17 protein-coding genes are annotated in these 17384 nt (G+C 40.4%); 9 read left to right on the top strand and 8 right to left on the bottom strand.

All coding sequences use genetic code 11. The annotated features are described in order from the left end of the window. Positions 1-35 precede the first annotated feature (35 nt). From FTV38_RS03235 to FTV38_RS03225, 3 genes are all read right to left on the bottom strand, one after another. A complete protein-coding gene (locus FTV38_RS03235; RefSeq protein ID WP_180021309.1) occupies positions 36-1154 on the bottom strand; it encodes an HlyD family secretion protein in 1119 nt (372 codons plus the stop codon). A 61-nt stretch (positions 1155-1215) separates the two neighbouring features. Then, positions 1216-2865: an MFS transporter gene (locus FTV38_RS03230; protein ID WP_180021307.1), complete on the bottom strand. Its 1650-nt coding sequence runs from the start codon at positions 2863-2865 to the stop codon at positions 1216-1218. Between the two features lie 6 nt (positions 2866-2871). Further along, complete coding sequence (locus FTV38_RS03225) at positions 2872-3420, bottom strand: TetR/AcrR family transcriptional regulator (RefSeq protein ID WP_180021305.1); 549 nt, start codon at positions 3418-3420, stop codon at positions 2872-2874. Positions 3421-3727: 307 nt separating this feature from the next. Here FTV38_RS03225 and FTV38_RS03220 point away from each other — a divergent pair, with 307 nt between their 5' ends. Further along, entirely contained in the window at positions 3728-3931 is a 204-nt protein-coding gene (locus FTV38_RS03220; RefSeq protein WP_168378580.1) for an NF038215 family lipoprotein, read from the top strand. Between the two features lie 236 nt (positions 3932-4167). Here FTV38_RS03220 and FTV38_RS03215 read toward each other — a convergent pair whose 3' ends face one another. Next, on the bottom strand, positions 4168-4626 hold the full coding sequence (locus FTV38_RS03215) for a DIP1984 family protein (RefSeq protein ID WP_168378581.1): 459 nt from the start codon (positions 4624-4626) through the stop codon (positions 4168-4170). Between the two features lie 171 nt (positions 4627-4797). Here FTV38_RS03215 and FTV38_RS03210 point away from each other — a divergent pair, with 171 nt between their 5' ends. The 4 genes from FTV38_RS03210 to FTV38_RS03195 all read left to right on the top strand — a co-directional run bounded on the left by FTV38_RS03210 (position 4798) and on the right by FTV38_RS03195 (position 7408). Beyond that, positions 4798-5421 (top strand): LysE family translocator, encoded by a 624-nt coding sequence (locus FTV38_RS03210; protein ID WP_180021303.1) that lies wholly within the window; start codon positions 4798-4800, stop codon positions 5419-5421. Between the two features lie 245 nt (positions 5422-5666). Beyond that, positions 5667-6341, top strand: a complete 675-nt coding sequence (locus tag FTV38_RS03205; protein WP_180007514.1) for a CsgG/HfaB family protein — start codon at positions 5667-5669, stop codon at positions 6339-6341. Positions 6342-6374: 33 nt separating this feature from the next. Then, positions 6375-6731 (top strand): DUF4810 domain-containing protein, encoded by a 357-nt coding sequence (locus FTV38_RS03200; protein WP_180007598.1) that lies wholly within the window; start codon positions 6375-6377, stop codon positions 6729-6731. Then, entirely contained in the window at positions 6728-7408 is a 681-nt protein-coding gene (locus tag FTV38_RS03195) for a GNA1162 family protein (RefSeq protein WP_180021301.1), read from the top strand. Before FTV38_RS03200 ends, FTV38_RS03195 begins: the two co-directional genes overlap by 4 nt. A 274-nt stretch (positions 7409-7682) precedes the next feature. On the opposite strand, the gene FTV38_RS03190 is transcribed toward FTV38_RS03195, so the two are convergent. Next, the gene (locus tag FTV38_RS03190; protein ID WP_180021300.1) at positions 7683-8615 is read right to left on the bottom strand and encodes an IS5 family transposase; all 933 of its coding nucleotides are present in this window, start codon (positions 8613-8615) and stop codon (positions 7683-7685) included. Between the two features lie 136 nt (positions 8616-8751). Here FTV38_RS03190 and FTV38_RS03185 point away from each other — a divergent pair, with 136 nt between their 5' ends. Next, on the top strand, positions 8752-9339 hold the full coding sequence (locus FTV38_RS03185; RefSeq protein ID WP_180021298.1) for a DUF4375 domain-containing protein: 588 nt from the start codon (positions 8752-8754) through the stop codon (positions 9337-9339). Positions 9340-9627: 288 nt separating this feature from the next. Here the strand turns inward: FTV38_RS03185 and metG are convergent, their stop codons facing one another. Further along, positions 9628-11685 (bottom strand): methionine--tRNA ligase, encoded by a 2058-nt coding sequence (gene metG, locus FTV38_RS03180; protein WP_180021296.1) that lies wholly within the window; start codon positions 11683-11685, stop codon positions 9628-9630. A gap of 171 nt (positions 11686-11856) precedes the next feature. Here metG and FTV38_RS03175 point away from each other — a divergent pair, with 171 nt between their 5' ends. Next, positions 11857-12651, top strand: coding sequence for a hypothetical protein (locus tag FTV38_RS03175; RefSeq protein WP_180021465.1), 795 nt, complete (start codon positions 11857-11859; stop codon positions 12649-12651). Between the two features lie 241 nt (positions 12652-12892). Continuing rightward, positions 12893-13291 carry a hypothetical protein gene (locus tag FTV38_RS03170; protein WP_180021294.1) on the top strand — a complete coding sequence of 133 codons (399 nt, stop codon included), beginning with the start codon at positions 12893-12895 and terminating at the stop codon, positions 13289-13291. A 49-nt stretch (positions 13292-13340) separates the two neighbouring features. Here FTV38_RS03170 and FTV38_RS03165 read toward each other — a convergent pair whose 3' ends face one another. Further along, positions 13341-13679, bottom strand: coding sequence for a hypothetical protein (locus tag FTV38_RS03165; protein ID WP_180021292.1), 339 nt, complete (start codon positions 13677-13679; stop codon positions 13341-13343). A gap of 375 nt (positions 13680-14054) precedes the next feature. Then, positions 14055-15260, bottom strand: coding sequence for an IS256 family transposase (locus tag FTV38_RS03160; protein WP_180021290.1), 1206 nt, complete (start codon positions 15258-15260; stop codon positions 14055-14057). Positions 15261-15635: 375 nt separating this feature from the next. Between FTV38_RS03160 and apbC the strand changes: the two genes are divergently transcribed. After that, positions 15636-16910, top strand: coding sequence for an iron-sulfur cluster carrier protein ApbC (gene apbC, locus FTV38_RS03155; protein WP_180021288.1), 1275 nt, complete (start codon positions 15636-15638; stop codon positions 16908-16910). Positions 16911-17384: the final 474 nt, after the last annotated feature.

Here is a 17384-nt window from a genome sequence, read left to right as displayed (position 1 = left end):
CAACTTTGCTTATAGCACTTCACTGCCGACATCAACTAACTAGCAACATCAACGGAGGTCACGACAGACATACCGGGTCTTAAGTTTTCTAAACCTTGTTGATTAGGATCAATCGCAATTTTCACGGCAATGCGTTGCACGACTTTGGTGAAATTTCCTGTGGCATTGTCAGGTTTCAATACACTAAATTCAGAACCAGCCGCAGGGGAGATTTGCTCAACTTTGCCGTAAAATTTTTGATGTTTCATACCATCGACGCTGAACCACGCTTTTTGACCAATATGCATATCTGCAATTTGTGTTTCTTTAAAGTTAGCAGTCACCCAGCGCTGCTGTGGAATCAAATACATCAGTTGAGAGCCTGCAGCAACATATTGACCAATCCGCGGGCTGACTTCGCCAAGCTGACCATCCATAGGTGCCACAATCGTGCTGTAGTCTTTGGTGGTCACAGCCTGATCAAATTGTGCTTTGGCAATATTTACTTGCGCTTTAAGACCTGTCGCTGCAACTTGTGCAGTTTTGAATGATTCTCTGGCAACCAGCAAATTGGCCTCTGCTTGATGAAGTTGGGCCAAACTATTTTTAGCGTCTGCAGTGGCTTTATCTTGTTCCGATTTCGATGCAGCGCCAGTATTGCCGAGTTGTTGGTAGCGCGTCATTTGTGCAAGGGCTAATTCATAGGCCGCACGTGATTGGTCAACTTTCGCTTCGGCCGCCGTTATATCCGCCCTGCGTTGTTCAATGGCTTGACTTTGATTGGCAAGAGAGTTCTGTGCTTGTTCCACCCCAGATTCAGCCTGTGTGACTTTTTGATCATAGGTCGTTGCATCGATATGCATAAGCACTTGACCTTTTTTCACATGATCAAAATCCGTCACCAAAACATCTTTCACATAACCATTAATTTGTGATGAAAGCACCGTGGTTTTGCCTTTGACATAGCTATTTTCAGTCGACTCGATACTGTTATGAAATGGACCAATCCGCCACGCCCATAAGATCAGCGCAATTCCCAACAAGAGGATAACCAACATGAAAATCAGGGTATGCTGCGGCGTAGAAATAAGCTTGCTTGATGGCGCAGGCATAGCGGTTGCTGCTTGTTGTTGCTGTGTTGCTGCTTGCTCAGTGGGTTTATGGTCTTCGGTCATGTTGTTCTCAATATCAATTAGGTCATTTGGCTGTGGCTTATGTTGTGTAAATCGAAGAAATCTAACTACTATCCGAGCGTTGCTGTTGGCGTAATTGATATTTATTTTTGCCCATCAGCAATAAACCCCAAAGCAACAATAAAACGGCGAATATGCCATTTAAAAAAATTACATCGTTATAGGCTCGAACTTGGGCTTCTCGTGTGATGGTTTGATTAAGGCTACGTATGGCTTGTTGTTGGTCTAAATTGGGGTCTAAAGAATATTGATGCGCACTTTGCGCCAATTGTTGTAGGCGCTGTTCGACTATAGGGGAGGTTTGCGATAAATCATTATAAATCTGTGCCTGATAGGTTTGAGTACGCATTTGCTGATAGGTCGAAAAGAACGATGATCCGACCAGTCCCCCAAAGGTTTGCGTTGCAGAAAACAGCACGATAAACGTCACCATGTGAGATGGGCCTTTTTGCAAAGCACTGACAATGCCTGTAAGCAAAAGTGGGCCAATAAACATGCCACTGGCAAAGCCCACCAAAAACTGACTCCAATAAAAATCATGCGGTCGAACATCACTGGTCAGGTGGTAATCCAGCGCACAGGCAAAGAGCACGAGACCTGCTGCACCAAGCAGATGAAGCACGATTTTTTCTTTGGAAAAGGTCAGGGCACTAAACACTGTACCTAAGACAATCCCAATCAGCACGACGGTATAAAAGGAAACAAATTGGTCGGGTCCCATGCCCATGGTTTTCAAAAAATTCACGGCCGCATAGCTTTGTTCAGACATGAGAAAGCGAATGGCAAAGGCACCGATAATAAAACTCACGGTCGACGATGTTCCGAGCCAGCGTGTGACAATCAGGGGATTGACCCGAAAATGTTCATAGGTCAGACCGACAACTAAAAGAATCAAAGCGGCGATGAGTACATAGGCCAACCATTCAGCCTCAAACCACCAAAGAATCGGGCCTTGAGTCAACACGATACATAGCAAAGCAAAGCCGGGTGCTAATAATGCAAAGGTGAATAAATCTTGCTTTTCAAACACCTCGATTCTTAGACTTCGTGGCAATTTAAGAGAGACCACCATCGCCAAACAACATAAGGCTAGACCTAATTCAAAGGTGTAAAAAATAGACCAATCATTTACATCGACCAGATAGGGCGACATGATCCATGCCAGCGGAATCCCCAACTGCTGAAAGCCCAAGGCTAGATAAAGCCCACGACCAAAATGAGCACGTTTAAACGCTTGCATGATGTAATACATCCCAAGCGAACTGAGTGGAGCTGCAAGTAAGCCGCTAATCACCCGTGCAAAAATTGCCATTTCATAGGTATGGACAAATAAATGCAGCAGCATCACCGCGATAAATAAGACCAAACCAATTTCTGAAAATAGCCTAAGTCCATATTGTTGACGGGCTTTAAATAAGATCAGGTTGGAGCTGACATTGGCCATAACAAATGCCGCAGGGATCCATGCCGCTTCTGAAGGCGTTAAGCCATATTCACCTTGTAGAAGGGGTAAATTTGCCGTAATGAATCCATTACTTAAGCTGCCCGAGATCGCAACAAATAAACCGATAAAGAAGTATAAAAAACGCTTATAGGTCGGATGTGCAATGGCAGCGGGAGAGCCGGGCAGGGTCGGTTTTTCTTCGGGTGTCCAATCCGGAGCAGGTTCCAATAAACGTGGAGATTTGGACATGACGTATTACCCGTAAATACCATGTAGTAAAAACTCCACGGCACGTTTGGCGAGTTTTTCCTGATCTGCTTCGGTATGGCCTTGCAAAGCTGCACGCAAAATAGAGGTGACCATGGCATAGTCCGCCGGTTTAAAGTCTGCTCGACAGCGACCATTTTGAATGGCCTGATCAATCATCGGTTGTAATATGGCATCACGTCGTTGGTATATTTCAACCATGGCAGGATCATCCCGATCGATCACACGCCAATATTCCATTAAAGCCGTGAGATAGGGAATATTATAAATATGGTCTTGAATGAGGCGAATAAATCCATCATCGAACTGTGCATAATTAAGCGCACGCTGTTCAAGTCGGTTCAAGGCAGCTTGCATTAAGGCGAGTACCAACTCACGACGGTCATTAAAATTACGATAAAACGTCGCACGTCCAACTTGAGCCTGATTGATGATGAGTTGTAAAGGCGCATTGATCCCGTGAATACGGAATACCTCAATCGCAGCTTCTAAAAGCACTTCTCGGTTTTGCGCAGCGAGTTGTTGACGTGTGGACATTATTCTTTGACATCATCATTCTAAATTTATCTAGCTATTAAACGGACAAAAGTGTCCGAAGTAAAATCGTATTCGATAGCAGTTTTGTAACTTGTCTTCTATGTGGTTATAAGAAAATGAATAAATTATTTATTTTAAAAAGAAAATATTTTTCTATCGGCATCAATCTGCATCCGCATTGGAAAGACCGCCGAGACATAATTCCTGACAATTGACCCTAAATCGGCAGATAAATAAGGTGAATATCTGCACAAAAATGCTATGCTGAATTTATAAGCAAGATAATTATAAAAATGGAGGGCATCCAATGAGCAAATTAAGTCCGGCTGTGCTGTCTATGCTGTGCCTGTGCGGTTTTTGGATGGTTGGCTGTGATACGACTGACGAATTGCATCGTCCTCAAAATGAACATCGCACTATGATCATTGGTGGTGTCCCTGTAAATGACCATGACTATAAATTACCCCGTGAGGATGTTGCACTCAATGAAGCCGCTGCGGATGACGACTAGCAGATAGATCCGTCAAAAATAGGGTGGACATACTGTCAGTACACGGTAGTGAGACGTGACATGTAAAGAGTCACAGATGCAGTGTGATACGTCAGATGTGTGAACATTTTGAAGTAGACGTCTTACTTCTGCAGTTTTGTTTGTTGAATTAAAGCCTTACAAACATTTAAAAAGGCTCTGTACTCGCCCAGTATGCCCGAACTGGAATGAACCGCGGTTCAAATGCTTAAATCAGGTCAATCTATCAGGTCAATTTGCCAATTTGATGCCTGAATTTCTAAGTTATTTTGTCTAAGTTGCTGACTAATGCTATCGGCCTGTTTTTGTAAATCTGCCACTGCAATGGTTTTAATCCAACGGATTTCACTCGAGCTATAACGACCATTTTCACGGCGTGAGCTGTCGATTGCTTGTTGCAAGATACGATGCTGTTGGGTCAATAAATCACGTTCATTGAGGACCGAAAGCATGCAGCGTCCTGAACTGGTTTTAGCCTGTGCGTTGGTGGCGTGAATCTTTTCAATTAAGCCATAAAGTTCTGTATTTACGGCAAATGCTTCTTGAATTAAAGCATTTGGTTCTTCGCTAGGTGCATCACCTTCTTGAATGAGCACGTTGTTATTGATTCTTTGTTGCAGCGAGGCCAATTTTGTTTGTAAGTCACTGCGTAAAAGTAGGGCTTCAGCTAATTTCATTGTCTTGATATTAATTTGTACTTTTAACGATCATGCGATGGATTAATGCGGTATTCAAGTTATTTATAGTGAAAAATTTGGTCAATTAAAATAAACACTGCAAATTATAGGGAGAAATTCAGAGATTCTATCTGTAAAATTGCCACGAATTTAAGTGAAAACGGTGTGACAGTGGAATCATTTTGGATATTAGGCTCGATTGCGGCAGCACTATTACTTGGTGCAATGAGCCCGGGGCCAACGTCAATTTATGTGGCGAAGAATTCCATTGCGATTTCACGTAAACACGGTTTATTTACCGCTCTTGGTACAGGTTTCGGCGCTGCAATATTTGGGCTATTAGCGGTATTGGGTTTGCAGGCATTTTTATTGGCTGTACCTTCTGCTTATTTGGCTTTAAAAATTTGTGGTGGTTTATATCTGCTTTGGATGGCATTTAAAATTATAAAACATGCCAAAGAACCCATCGAAGCAGGCAATTCGAGCAGTTCGCAAATGTCACTCCGTCGTGCATTTACCACTGGTTTAATTACTCAGTTGTCGAATCCTAAAATTGCAATTGTGTTAGCCAGTATTTTTACGGCACTTTTACCGAAAGAGATTCCGACTTATTTCTACTTTGTATTGCCAGTTTTGTGTTTCTTTATCGATGCAGGGTGGTGTTCATTGGTCGCTGTGGCTTTATCGGCAGAAAAACCACGTAAAGTCTATTTGAAGTTTAAAGCGGGTTTTGATCGGGCAGCAGGGGCAGTGATGACAGTGCTTGGGTTAAAGCTGATTTTTGGGATGAAGTGATTGAACTTAGCTCCCCCAAAAAAAGCCTCTACGAATAGAGGCTTTTTTATGCTGAAATTTTTGAGGTCAAATGTATCTTTGCAGGCTGTCGCGTATTAATTCTGCTATATGTGTTGGTAGAGCTGAGTTAAAAACAAGTTAATTAGATCGATATTTGTTGCTATTAAACGGGTAAATTTCTTCATTTATCATGTTATTTACTGTTATTATTTGTATGCTTTTTATATAAATATCAGAGGGATGATATGTCTAATAAAATTTTATTAATAGCTGCATTGGGGTGTATGTCTTTAACAGCTTGTTCAACAACAGAGACTTCTAGAACTATACAAGCGCCGCAAGTCACAGCAGCAACCGCAGCGGTTCAATATACTGGTGTAAAAACACCTGTTTCGATTGGTAAATTTGACAATCGCTCAAGCTATATGCGTGGTATTTTTTCGGATAATGTTGATCGTTTAGGTGGTCAAGCAAAAACAATTTTAGAAACGCATCTTCAGCAGTCTGGATATTTCTCTGTACTTAACCGCGATAATTTATCTGAATTACAGCAGGAATCTGGATTCAGTAAATCTGCGCAGTCGATTAAAGGTGCGCGTTTTGTATTAACTGGTGATGTGTCTGAGTTTGGTCGTAAAGAAGTGGGTGATCACCAGCTTTTTGGTGTACTAGGTCGTGGTAAAACTCAAATTGCTTATGCAAAAGTTAATCTAAACATTGTAGATGTAAAAACGGCTGAGATTGTACACTCTGTACAAGGTGCTGGTGAGTACGCACTCAGCGAACGAGAAGTACTTGGCTTTGGCTCTACTGCATCTTACGATTCAACATTAAATGGTAAAGTTTTAGATTTAGCTGTACGTGAAGCAGTGAATAATCTTGTGCTTGATTTACAGACTGGCAAGTGGTCTAACAAGTAATAGGATGTTGCTGTGAGACATATTTTTTTATTGATGAGCGGTCTTATTTCGCTAAGTTTGGTTGGGTGCGCAACTGCGCCAAAGTCATTGTACAGCTGGGGTGAATTTCCACAGCAAACTTATTTATCTTTAAGTTTGCCTGAGAAAGCGATGCCACAAGATCAAGTATTAAAACTTGAAAAAGACGTTGAAAAAGCTAAGGCGAAAAACTTAGCTGTTCCGCCTGGACTGTATGCACATTTGGGACTGCAATACCTAAATATGAATGATGCACCGCGTGCGATTCAATATTTTGAGCTTGAGCGTCAGGTCTATCCTGAGTCGACTGTATTAATGGATCGTTTATTGAAAAAAATGACGGGTCAAACTTCAGCAGGAGCAAAAAAATGAAGTATTTAAAAACTTTATTTACAGTTACTGCCGTTGTTGGCTTATTAACGGGTTGTGCAACTGCACCTAAAAATACACGTGATTTAAGTACCTATACTGCAAATATGCCAAAATCTATTTTGGTGATGCCACCTGTGAATGAATCACCTGATACTCGTGCAACCAATAGTTACTGGTCGACTGTGACGGTGCCAGTAGCTGAAGCTGGCTATTACGTTTTTCCAATCAGTGTTGTTGACACCATGTTTAAAGAAAATGGTGTTTATAACGGCGCAGATGCACAAACGATTAGCCCTAAAAAGCTTCAAGAAATCTTTGGTGCTGATGCTGCGCTTTATGTCAAAGTGAAGGAATACGGTTCTAAGTATCAAGTTATTCAAACTGTTGCAACGGTTGCTGTTGAAGCGAAGTTAGTTGATCTAAAAACAGGTGAGTTACTTTGGGAAGGAACTGAAAAGCAAGTGCTGTCTAACAGCAACAATAATGCTGGTTTAGTCGGTATGCTAGTGGGTGCTTTAGTTGACCAAATCTCGAATCATTTAAGCGATAAAGCTTATGTGTTGTCTGGGACAGTTAGTCATTTACTTTATTCACCTCGTTTAAGTGAGCAGAAGGGCTTGTTGTATGGGCCTCGTTCGCCAAACTTTGCGCAGAATGGATTAAGTCCGCAGAAATAATAAAAAGCCCCTCTAGTTAGGGGCTTTTTAGTTGTTATGTTTATGTGTTGATGAGAATACGTGCAAAGAATAGGGGTTTTATATTTTTCATGGAATTCTTATACCTTGTAAGATAGTGGATGTTTTTAGCATACATTAGGTTGTTTTTCCTTTTAATAAAAAAAATTGATCGTTTCTCGAATATAAATGTGATTATTTTTGGTTTAATTTTTATTTTTTAAGGGCTTTGTTGCACAAAGATTGGAAATGCAAAACGCCCCTAATTGAGCCAAATTTAAGGCGTAACTTGGGTAAGTGGTCGACCTAATTCCGTAAATCTGTTGAGGACTGCTACACGTGTATGTATCTCATTCACTTGGCTATCAAAACTCCTTGTATTGAGTTTATCTCCTAATAATTTAATGCAGTACATCTTAGTTTCAACCAAACTTCGCCGATGATAGCCTGACCATTTTTTCCATAGTGTCCTGCCTAAACGTTTAACTGTTCGAAGTAATTCATTTCGCGCTAGCGAGCTGATCTTTGTATCTTTCCAAGGTTTCGCATTTTTTCTTGGAGGAATCACCGCATGCGCTTGCCGATCTGCAATGACCTGACGACATTGTTTGGTGTCATAAGCGCCATCGGTATAAACAGAGTCAATCTGCTCATCTTGTGGAATCTGATCGAGTAAATCACCAAGCACTTGTGAATCACTCACATTATTTGTAGTGAGTTGAATGGCGCGTATTTGAAGGGTTTCAGCATCTATACCAATATGAAGTTTACGCCATTGGCGACGATATTCAGGTCCATGTTTCTTGCGTTTCCATTCGCCCTCACCTAGAAACCTCATGCCTGTAGAGTCTATGAGTAGATGCAGCCCATCGCTACTTTTTTGGTAGCTGATTACAATATCAATATGCTTTTGTCTTCTACAAAGCGTGGTGTAATCTGGAGCTATCCAATTTAATCCGCAAAGTTTAATCAGACTTTGCACAAAGCCAGTAACCATACGTAAAGACAGACGAAATAAGGATTTAATCATTAAGCAGCATTGGATGGCTGCGTCGGAGTAGGTTTGATTTCGCCCTTGTTTGCCTTTTGATGGTGCATACCATTGCGTAGCAGAATCAAACCAAAGGGCAATATTTCCGCGACTCATGAGTGCTCGGTTATATGCGGGCCAATTGGTTGTGCGGTAGATTTTGTGTGTAAGCTTCTTCATTTGAAAATTATATCGCTGAAAAAGCCTTTACAGATAGGTTTGTGCAACAAAGCCTTTTTTAAGTAGGAATAATCTTATTATTGGAAGTTGCTTAGGGTAATGTGTATCTGCAAGCATAAAATATATGGAGGTGTAAATGGAAACAAGAATTGCTTGTTTGACTTGTAAAGCACTTATTTTATCTGATACGGCAATAAAGAATCAGGGTTTATGTGTTCCTTGTGCTAAAGGCTATAGAAACCAAATAGAAGCAGCTAAGAAATACTACGATGAGGAGAAAAAATATAGAGCATCTGAAGAATATGTATATTGGTTGAATTTATCACAGCAGGTATCTGATTTAGAGGATTTGAAAAAACTAAGTTTTGAGAATCAAGTCTATTTTGTTGTGAAAATATTAATTGCAGAAGTTTTTAATGGTGGATTTGATCAATATTTTCATAATAGCTCAGGCGATTATTATGCTGAAACGATACAAGCTCTAAAAGCGTTACAGGCTTTTGAAAGTTTAGAATTATTAGAAAGTGCGAAAATACTATTATTTGGTGCTTTAGAGGTTCCATTTGAGCAAGGATTAAGATTTAATATTTTAAAAAACAGCACCGAAGCTGAAAGTATTCAATTGGATCAGTTGGATAAATTTTTTGGGGAGTTTCCAGATCAACTTGATCAAAAGCTACGTCAATTTGTCGAAATGAATCATTTATTTAAAGTATATGAGTAGCTAAAAGTGATTCTTTGCAATACGACAAGGCAAATGCTGAAGTTCTAAAATTTACAGCTGATTTGCTCGATTTCATAAAAAACAGAACTAGTCACAGAGCATTGTTTTAGATGGTAGGCGACATGGATGTCGCCGTTCACTTGTGATACATGGACGCACCATCAAGTAAACAAAAGATTTTTTGTTACCTTGCGAAGCAGTGCTTCTCATCTCCTAAAAGGAGAGGGAACCTAAAGGCATAAAAAAGCCCCTACAACGTAGAGGCTTTTTCTTATCTTAATCTAAAAATTAAGACACTTTATCACCCGGTTTAGCACCAGTTTCAGGTGAAATCACCCAAACACCTTCACCATTACCCGCAGCTAAAACCATCCCGTTTGAAATACCAAAACGCATCTTACGTGGTGCAAGGTTTGCCACCATGACTACTAATTTGCCTTTTAAGTCTTCAGGTTGGTAGAACTCACGAATACCGCTAAACACGTTGCGCGGTTCAGCTTCACCGACATTTAAAGTCAATTGAAGAAGTTTGTCAGAACCTTCAACCGTAGCAGCTTCCAAAACTTCTGCGACACGCAGGTCAACTTTCATAAAGTCTTCAATGCCAATAATCTCAGCTTCTCCAACTTTAGGTTCAGGTTTTTTCTCAGCTTTCTTCTCTTTTTTCTTTTCCGCTTTTGGTGCTTCAGCAGGCGCAGCTAAAGAATCTTTAGACGCATCGACCATTGCAGCAACCGCTTTCGGGTCTACACGCTGCATCAATGGTTGGAATTGAGCAATTTCATGATCCACCAAAATCGTTTTACCAGACGCAAAGTCGAAAGATTCTAATTTTAAGAAGTCTTGAACTTGAGCAGCCAAAGTTGGAAGAACTGGAGCAAGGTAAACTGCCAATTGACGGAACAAGTTAATACCTACAGAACATACGTCATGTACTTGTTGTTCTTCACCTTCAATCTTCGCTAAAGCCCAAGGCTTTTTCTCATCAATATATTGGTTGGCTTTGTCCGCAAGTGCCATGATTTCACGGATTGCCGCAGAGAATTCACGCGCTTCGTATTGTGCAGCGATAGATGCACCTGCATCAATAAAGCTTTGTATCAATTCAGGCTCTGCACACGTTGCAGAAAGTTTGTTATCAAACTTAGTATTGATAAATTTCGCACAACGGCTTGCGATGTTCACGACTTTACCAACCAAGTCAGAGTTTACTTTCTGAACAAAATCATCAAGATTTAAGTCAGAATCTTCAACTTTATCAGACAGTTTAGAGGCAAAGTAGTAACGTAAATATTCAGGGTTTAAATGCTCTAAATAAGTTTCCGCTTTAATGAACGTACCGCGAGATTTAGACATCTTCTGACCGTTTACAGTCAAGAAACCATTGACGAATAAGCTTGTTGGGGTACGGTAGTTTGCACCTTCAAGCATTGCAGGCCAGAACAATGCATGGAAGTAAACGATGTCTTTACCAATGAAGTGATACACCTCATTTTTCGAATCTTTTTTCCAGTAATCATCAAAGCTTAGGTCAGGACGTTTGGTCTTGATGTAGTTTTCAAAGCTCGACATATAGCCGATCGGTGCATCTACCCAAACGTAGAAGTATTTGTTTGGCGCATCTGGAATTTCAAAACCGAAGTAAGGTGCATCACGTGAGATGTCCCAGTCAGATAAACCTGCTTCAAACCATTCATCCAATTTGTTGGCAATCGACACAGGTAGACGACCTTCATCACGTGTCCATTTTTGTAGGTATTCACCAAAGTTCGGCAGTTTAAAAAAGTAGTGATCTGAAGATTTCTCTACAGGAGTCGCACCACTTAAAGTCGATTTCGGATTCAACAATTCAGTTGCGTTATAGGTTGTACCGCACACTTCACAAGAGTCGCCGTATTGGTCTTCTGCTTTACATTTTGGGCATGTGCCTTTAATGAAACGGTCAGACAAGAACATCGCTTTTTCAGGGTCAAACAATTGCGTCACAGGGCGTACAGCAATGTTGCCTGCTTCACGGTTCTTAATATAAATCTCAGAAGCGCGTGCTTGGTTTTCAGGGCTGTTGGTTGAGTCGTAATGGTCAAAGTCAACTTTAAAGCCAGCAAAGTCACGCTCATGTTCTTTTTGAACATTGGCAATTTGCTGTTCAGGTGTAATACCGTTTGCTTCCGCACGGAGCATGATCGCTGTGCCGTGAGCATCGTCCGCACATACATAAGTCACGTTATGACCCATTGCACGCATCGCACGTACCCAAATATCTGCTTGGATATAACCGAGTAAATGACCCATATGAATTGGGCCATTCGCGTATGGAAGGGCGTTAGTAACTAAAATATTACGCACGGATATGACTCTCTCATTCGTATTTATGCAATGGGCTGTAATTTTACATGAGATAGCCAGTACTTGCACAAGGGAATAGGTGAAATCTTTGCAAAAGTAAAAAATTCTATATTGCTGACACAATTACAGTGATAATAGGGCATAACTGTGATGCCTAAGAGTAACAAGCCCATGTATGAAGATGACTATGAAGACGATCAGCCAATCACTCGTATTCCTCAAAATGAACAGCGTCATAAATTGGGGCATCACATTATTAAAGATGCGCAGCAATATTTAGAACAGATTTCAGCAGATGAGCATGCCTTACTGATTCAAACTCTGCGTCATTTGGCACAAGATGAGCCTTATTTCGATATTTTGGCCGATGAATTAGATCAGCCGGTAGAAATGAAAGTAGCGAATGATGCTTTAAATTTATTGTATTTTTGGCAACTGCTTCATCAACATGAAAATGATGCAGACTTTGATTTTCTGAATGTCATCAATAGCGAGTTTTTCCAAACTGAAATGTTGAAAGCCTTTGATGCTTTGAATATTGGTGAACATAAAGCAGCGCGCCGTCAGGTACTTTTAGATGCGTTTAAACTGTATAAATTAAATATTCATGCAGGCTGTATCCCTGTGTTATATGCACAGCTTGAAGGTATTTTGACGGACGTCTTGATTCAAACCGGTTTCTTAAATCAAAACGGCACTAAATTTGTCGATGTCTATAAAATTGTACCGGGACTTAAAGGCAGTGAAATTAAAAGCCTTTGGCACAAATCTAAAATTGCCAATGAGTTGAATCCGTATTTTGCCGAATTGGCGGCCTATCAAATGGATAGCAGCTCTACCGTAGCGATGACCCGTCATAATATTTTGCATGGTACCGATGTCGCGCATTTTAATCAGGGACGGAGTTTTATCCTGTTTATTTGGCTGTTTTCCGCAGTGAGCTTTATGAGTACGGTCAGCAAATAAGTTTAATTTCAAGAGATCAATGCATAGGAGTGGCATTGATCTCTTTGCATTACATCATCCTTTAAAATTAAAAGCATAGAGTAAAATCGACCATGCATATTTGCATCAAGCCATTGTGAAAATAGGCAATCACATGGCGTTTTCCTGTGGTTGATTTGTTTCTAAATGCGTCTATTTCAAGTATCTGCTTCAAATCGCGTTATAACTATTGTTAGACAATAACAGAGAAGAGGCGAGAACGATGACAACTGAAAATAAAATTGATCAATTGAAAGATAAAGCGTCAGAGTTGGGTGATGATCTAAAGCTCAAAGCCAAAGAGGCTCAACTTGAAGGTGAAAAAGCACTCGATGGTACAAAGCATAAAGTTGAAGAACTCAAGCTTGAGGGTGAAAAAACCTTAAATGACGCCAAACATGAACATGCAGAACAGCATGCTGAAACCAAAGACCGTCTAGAGCAGTTAAAAGCAGAAGCGAGTCATAAATTTGATGAAGCCAAAGTCAAAGCCTCCGAACTTAAACATGAGGCTGTCGAAAAATTTGATGAACTAAAAGTGCAGGCGACAGAGAAATTTGACGAGTTAAAAAAGAAAGCCACTGACACACTGCATAAGTTTAAAAAAGATGACCAAGCTTAATTAGGTCTGATGAAAAAAGCCGTTCTATAAAGAGCGGCTTTTTTAGGTTTCATTGCTTTAATCCATCTAAATTTTCAGTCTTAATATTTTTGACTTGATCATCGACTACGGTAATCACGTAGCGCATATTGGCAATTTCGTAGGTGTAATCTACCGCCAATTTTGCAGGCAGATTTTTCTCTTGCAGCGGATAGGACACCATTTTCATCGGAGAGGCTTGCATACGCGAGCGCATGAGATCGAGGCTATCACCAATCGCTACAGTTTGTCGGTCAGGTGTTTGAATGGCTTCAGTCATAACTTCTGCATGGGCTGCTGAAGTCAGGAGCATCAAGGCACATAAAGCCGTTTTATACATATTCTTCTTATACACAGTCTTCTGATACATCGTCATCCCCATTTTAAAAACTAAAAAGCACAAAATGTGCCTTTAGATTGCACATCCATCACTATAATTATTCTGTTGAAACGATTGAAATATAAACTGAAATTACGCTGTAAAAGTATGGTTGATATGTAATCAATTTAAAATTTAATGGCTTTGGTTTAGCCGCATAGATCAACTATAAGGGCATTTTAAGTGGCACACGCTTGAAAACTGACTAAATTACTCACTGATGTTACGCAGTAACATCAGACGCACCGTTTGCTTCAAATAAAAGAATGATACGCGGTAAGGTCATCCGCAAGTGTTTGAGACAGGACTCCTTCTAATCAAAAATGGTTTTGGAGGGCGTTCAAAATTCTGTGTCAGTAAATTTGACTAGATTTTAATTATATCATCTAATCGACCTTCAAAGTAAATGGATAATTGAGTAATCGTTTGTCCCCATTCCTGAATAGGCATTGTCCATTTTTCTGATGCCTGTTGAATACCAATATACAGTAATTTCATCAGACCATCCTCATTGGGGAAAGCTCCTTTGGTTTTGGTTAGTTTGCGGAATTGACGATGTACGGCTTCAACGGCATTGGTGGTGTAAATCGGCTTCCTAATCGCTTTAGGGTATTTGAAATAGGCGGATAGTAGATGCCATTTGGTACGCCATGACTGAATGACCACACCATATTTTTCGCCCCATTTTTCTTCTAGCTCATCCAGTGCTACTTCTGCCGCCCCTTTGGTATCAGCACGGTAAATTGGCTTTAAATCAGCCATAAATGCCTTCTGATCTTTACTGGCAACATAGCGTAAAGAATTACGAATTTGATGAACGATACACAGTTGTATTTCTGTTTGAGGGTAAATCGCTGCTATGGCTTCGGGGAAACCTTTTAGTCCATCTACACAGGCAATCAGAATATCCTGAACACCACGATTTTGTAGGTCTGTCAGTACACTAAGCCAATGGTTCGCCCCTTCGCTTTCCGACAAATGCAAGCCGAGTAGTTCCTTCTTACCTTCAACATTTAAAGCTAAAATGGTATAGATCGCTTTGCTCACATAAACACCTTTATCCTTCACTTTGTAATGTATGGCATCTAACCAAACAAAGGGATAAATTGTATCGAGTGGGCGTTGTTTCCATGCTTGTAACTGAGGGAGGAGCTTATCTGTAATATTGGTGATAGCACCATCTGAAATCTCCAATCCATACATATCAGCAACATGCTTTTGAATATCACAATAGCTCATACCAAGTGCATAGAGTGATATGATTTTATTGTCAATTTCTTCTGATAATTTGGTCTGGTTCTTTTTAACTAACTGTGGCTCAAATTCACCATTTCGATCTCTAGGGGTTTCAAGCTCAAATGAACCTGATGTAGATTTTACTGTCTTGCGAGTATAGCCATTGCGGCGATTACCTTGTTTCGGATTCGCTTCAATGTAATTCTCGATTTCTGCTTCAAGAGCAGCTTCGGTCAGTTGTTTAATTAAAGGGGTGAGTATGCCATTTTCTCCAGTCAGTGCTTGTCCTGACTGGAGTTGTTTTAAGGCTGTTTCAAAATCAAATGTAGTTGCCATAATGCATCATTCCTGTTTTTAACAGTTTAAGGAAATGACACAGTTTTTTGAACACTACCTGGTTTTGCGATACTTTGAATAATTTGACGCTAGTGAACGAGTTTTGCGGATGACAATGGTTTTGGGTACTTTTGCCAAAACAAAAGTACCTCCAGCCGAAGGCTAATCTCTTTATTCAAACCCTAGATATAAGACTCCGTTGAATATACTTAAAAATCATTTTTAAAATGCGAAATTACTTTTAGGTGCGTAACATCAGTTACTCAACTTTATAAGCTTATAGGGATAAGTCATTCATCTCCCTCTTACTCTGTGGCAGATGAACAGGTAAACTATCGCTATTATCTTTTGATGTTCCTGTTTGGAGACAACATAATGTCGTGGCTTTCTTCTCTAAAATCTGTGTTTTCACCCTCCCAAGAGGTGAAAGAAGAGGAAATCCAACAGGTTTTACAAAACTACGTACTTCCCAATTCAAATAATGCTTTAAAAGACCGTATTACACAGGTAAATGTGCAAGGTCAGATCTTGCAGATCACGATTAATACCTTTCCTTCAGAAGCCGATGACTTACAAAAAATCCATGATGATTTGGCCGATGCATTGGAAAAATGTGGCATCACAGAATTAAATATGCACGTGATTCAGCAAAAAACTGGACATACATCGGGTGGTTGCGGTCATCACCATGCAGAAGGTGAAAGCTGTTCAACACAGCCTAAAGCTAATGAACAAACTGAGCAAAAGTCTACTACGAGTAATCTGCCACCTGTTGTGGATGCATCTGCTACTCAAGCCAAGGCTGAAGAAGATCCAAACAATCCACCAATTCAAAAAGCGGCACCTCTGCAACGTGATGTACCGAAACACCCACGCATTCAAAATGTAATTTTAGTGTCTTCAGGCAAAGGTGGTGTGGGTAAGTCAACCACGACAGTTAACTTAGCTTTGGCATTACAGCAATTGGGGCTAAAAGTTGGCGTTTTAGATGCGGATATCTATGGTCCAAGTATTCCAACTATGCTCGGTAACGCTGGCCGTACGCCTATGATTGAAGCTGAGCAATTTGTTCCTATTGAAGCTTATGGTTTGGCAGTCTTATCGATTGGCCATTTAACAGGTGATAACAATACCCCTGTGGCTTGGCGTGGGCCGAAAGCGACGGGGGCGTTAATGCAGCTCTTTAACCAAACTTTATGGCCTGATCTGGATGTATTGGTCATTGATATGCCACCAGGCACAGGTGATATCCAGTTGACGCTTGCACAGCGTATACCGGTGACAGGTGCTGTGATTGTGACGACACCACAAAATGTTGCATTAATGGATGCGACCAAAGGCATTGAGTTGTTTAATCGTGTACATATTCCCGTGATGGGCGTGGTTGAAAATATGTCGACTCACATCTGTTCGAACTGTGGGCATGAAGAGCAAATCTTTGGTACAGGTGGTGGCGACCAACTTTCAGCCCAATACGACATTCCGCTCTTAGGTCGTTTACCGCTGAATGTACAAATTCGTGAAAATGCCGATGCAGGGAAACCATCTGTGATAGCAGGTGATGATGCTGCTGAAAGCTACATGGCGATTGCACAAAAAGTTGCAGATGCATTACCTCAGGCTGAAAAAGATAAAAACCGTATTTTCTAAGGGTGAACTGAAATTTAAGTTGATCGTATTAAAATCTGGCCTCGTGCCAGATTTTTTATAACGTGGTATTGGGAGTGTTTGAAAATTATGAGTACTGAACTTTAGACATTCAACGATGTCTATGAATTACACATCTAAAAAACGATTTGCACAATTTCTTATTTTTCCTGCGATTATAAGCCGTCTGCCAAGGATAAAATTCTTGAGGCATATCAAAGGATGTCGCGTTTGTACTTAGTTTTTACAAAATAGCTTTCACGATATTTCTATTATTTTGGCTAGGATCAATTCTTTGAACGGCAGTAACTGTACAAACGCATTGTGTCTTAGATTTTTTGCCAAATGTCCTCTGTTACAAGGGGCTTAGCATTGAAAAAATATAGAGGAACAAATAATTTTAAATATTATTTGAAGTCATTAAAACCCACCCATCAAATGAGGGTACGCCTTAGTCTAAGAAATTAAAAAGCCCGG

It is taken from the genome of Acinetobacter sp. YH16044, assembly GCF_013417145.1.
GTDB lineage: Bacteria > Pseudomonadota > Gammaproteobacteria > Pseudomonadales > Moraxellaceae > Acinetobacter > Acinetobacter amyesii.
Note: the sequence above shows the minus strand (reverse complement) of the source record. Positions and strands in the feature narration are given on the sequence as shown.

Coding starts and splice junctions, on each gene's coding strand:
- FTV38_RS03235 (WP_180021309.1), bottom strand. CDS start 1,154: ATGACCGAAGACCATAAACCCACTGAGCAAGCAGCAACACAGCAACAA.
- FTV38_RS03230 (WP_180021307.1), bottom strand. CDS start 2,865: ATGTCCAAATCTCCACGTTTATTGGAACCTGCTCCGGATTGGACACCC.
- FTV38_RS03225 (WP_180021305.1), bottom strand. CDS start 3,420: ATGTCCACACGTCAACAACTCGCTGCGCAAAACCGAGAAGTGCTTTTA.
- FTV38_RS03220 (WP_168378580.1), top strand. CDS start 3,728: ATGAGCAAATTAAGTCCGGCTGTGCTGTCTATGCTGTGCCTGTGCGGT.
- FTV38_RS03215 (WP_168378581.1), bottom strand. CDS start 4,626: ATGAAATTAGCTGAAGCCCTACTTTTACGCAGTGACTTACAAACAAAA.
- FTV38_RS03205 (WP_180007514.1), top strand. CDS start 5,667: ATGTCTAATAAAATTTTATTAATAGCTGCATTGGGGTGTATGTCTTTA.
- FTV38_RS03200 (WP_180007598.1), top strand. CDS start 6,375: ATGAGCGGTCTTATTTCGCTAAGTTTGGTTGGGTGCGCAACTGCGCCA.
- FTV38_RS03195 (WP_180021301.1), top strand. CDS start 6,728: ATGAAGTATTTAAAAACTTTATTTACAGTTACTGCCGTTGTTGGCTTA.
- FTV38_RS03190 (WP_180021300.1), bottom strand. CDS start 8,615: ATGAAGAAGCTTACACACAAAATCTACCGCACAACCAATTGGCCCGCA.
- FTV38_RS03185 (WP_180021298.1), top strand. CDS start 8,752: ATGGAAACAAGAATTGCTTGTTTGACTTGTAAAGCACTTATTTTATCT.
- FTV38_RS03175 (WP_180021465.1), top strand. CDS start 11,857: ATGTATGAAGATGACTATGAAGACGATCAGCCAATCACTCGTATTCCT.
- FTV38_RS03170 (WP_180021294.1), top strand. CDS start 12,893: ATGACAACTGAAAATAAAATTGATCAATTGAAAGATAAAGCGTCAGAG.
- FTV38_RS03165 (WP_180021292.1), bottom strand. CDS start 13,679: ATGTATCAGAAGACTGTGTATAAGAAGAATATGTATAAAACGGCTTTA.
- FTV38_RS03160 (WP_180021290.1), bottom strand. CDS start 15,260: ATGGCAACTACATTTGATTTTGAAACAGCCTTAAAACAACTCCAGTCA.
- apbC (WP_180021288.1), top strand. CDS start 15,636: ATGTCGTGGCTTTCTTCTCTAAAATCTGTGTTTTCACCCTCCCAAGAG.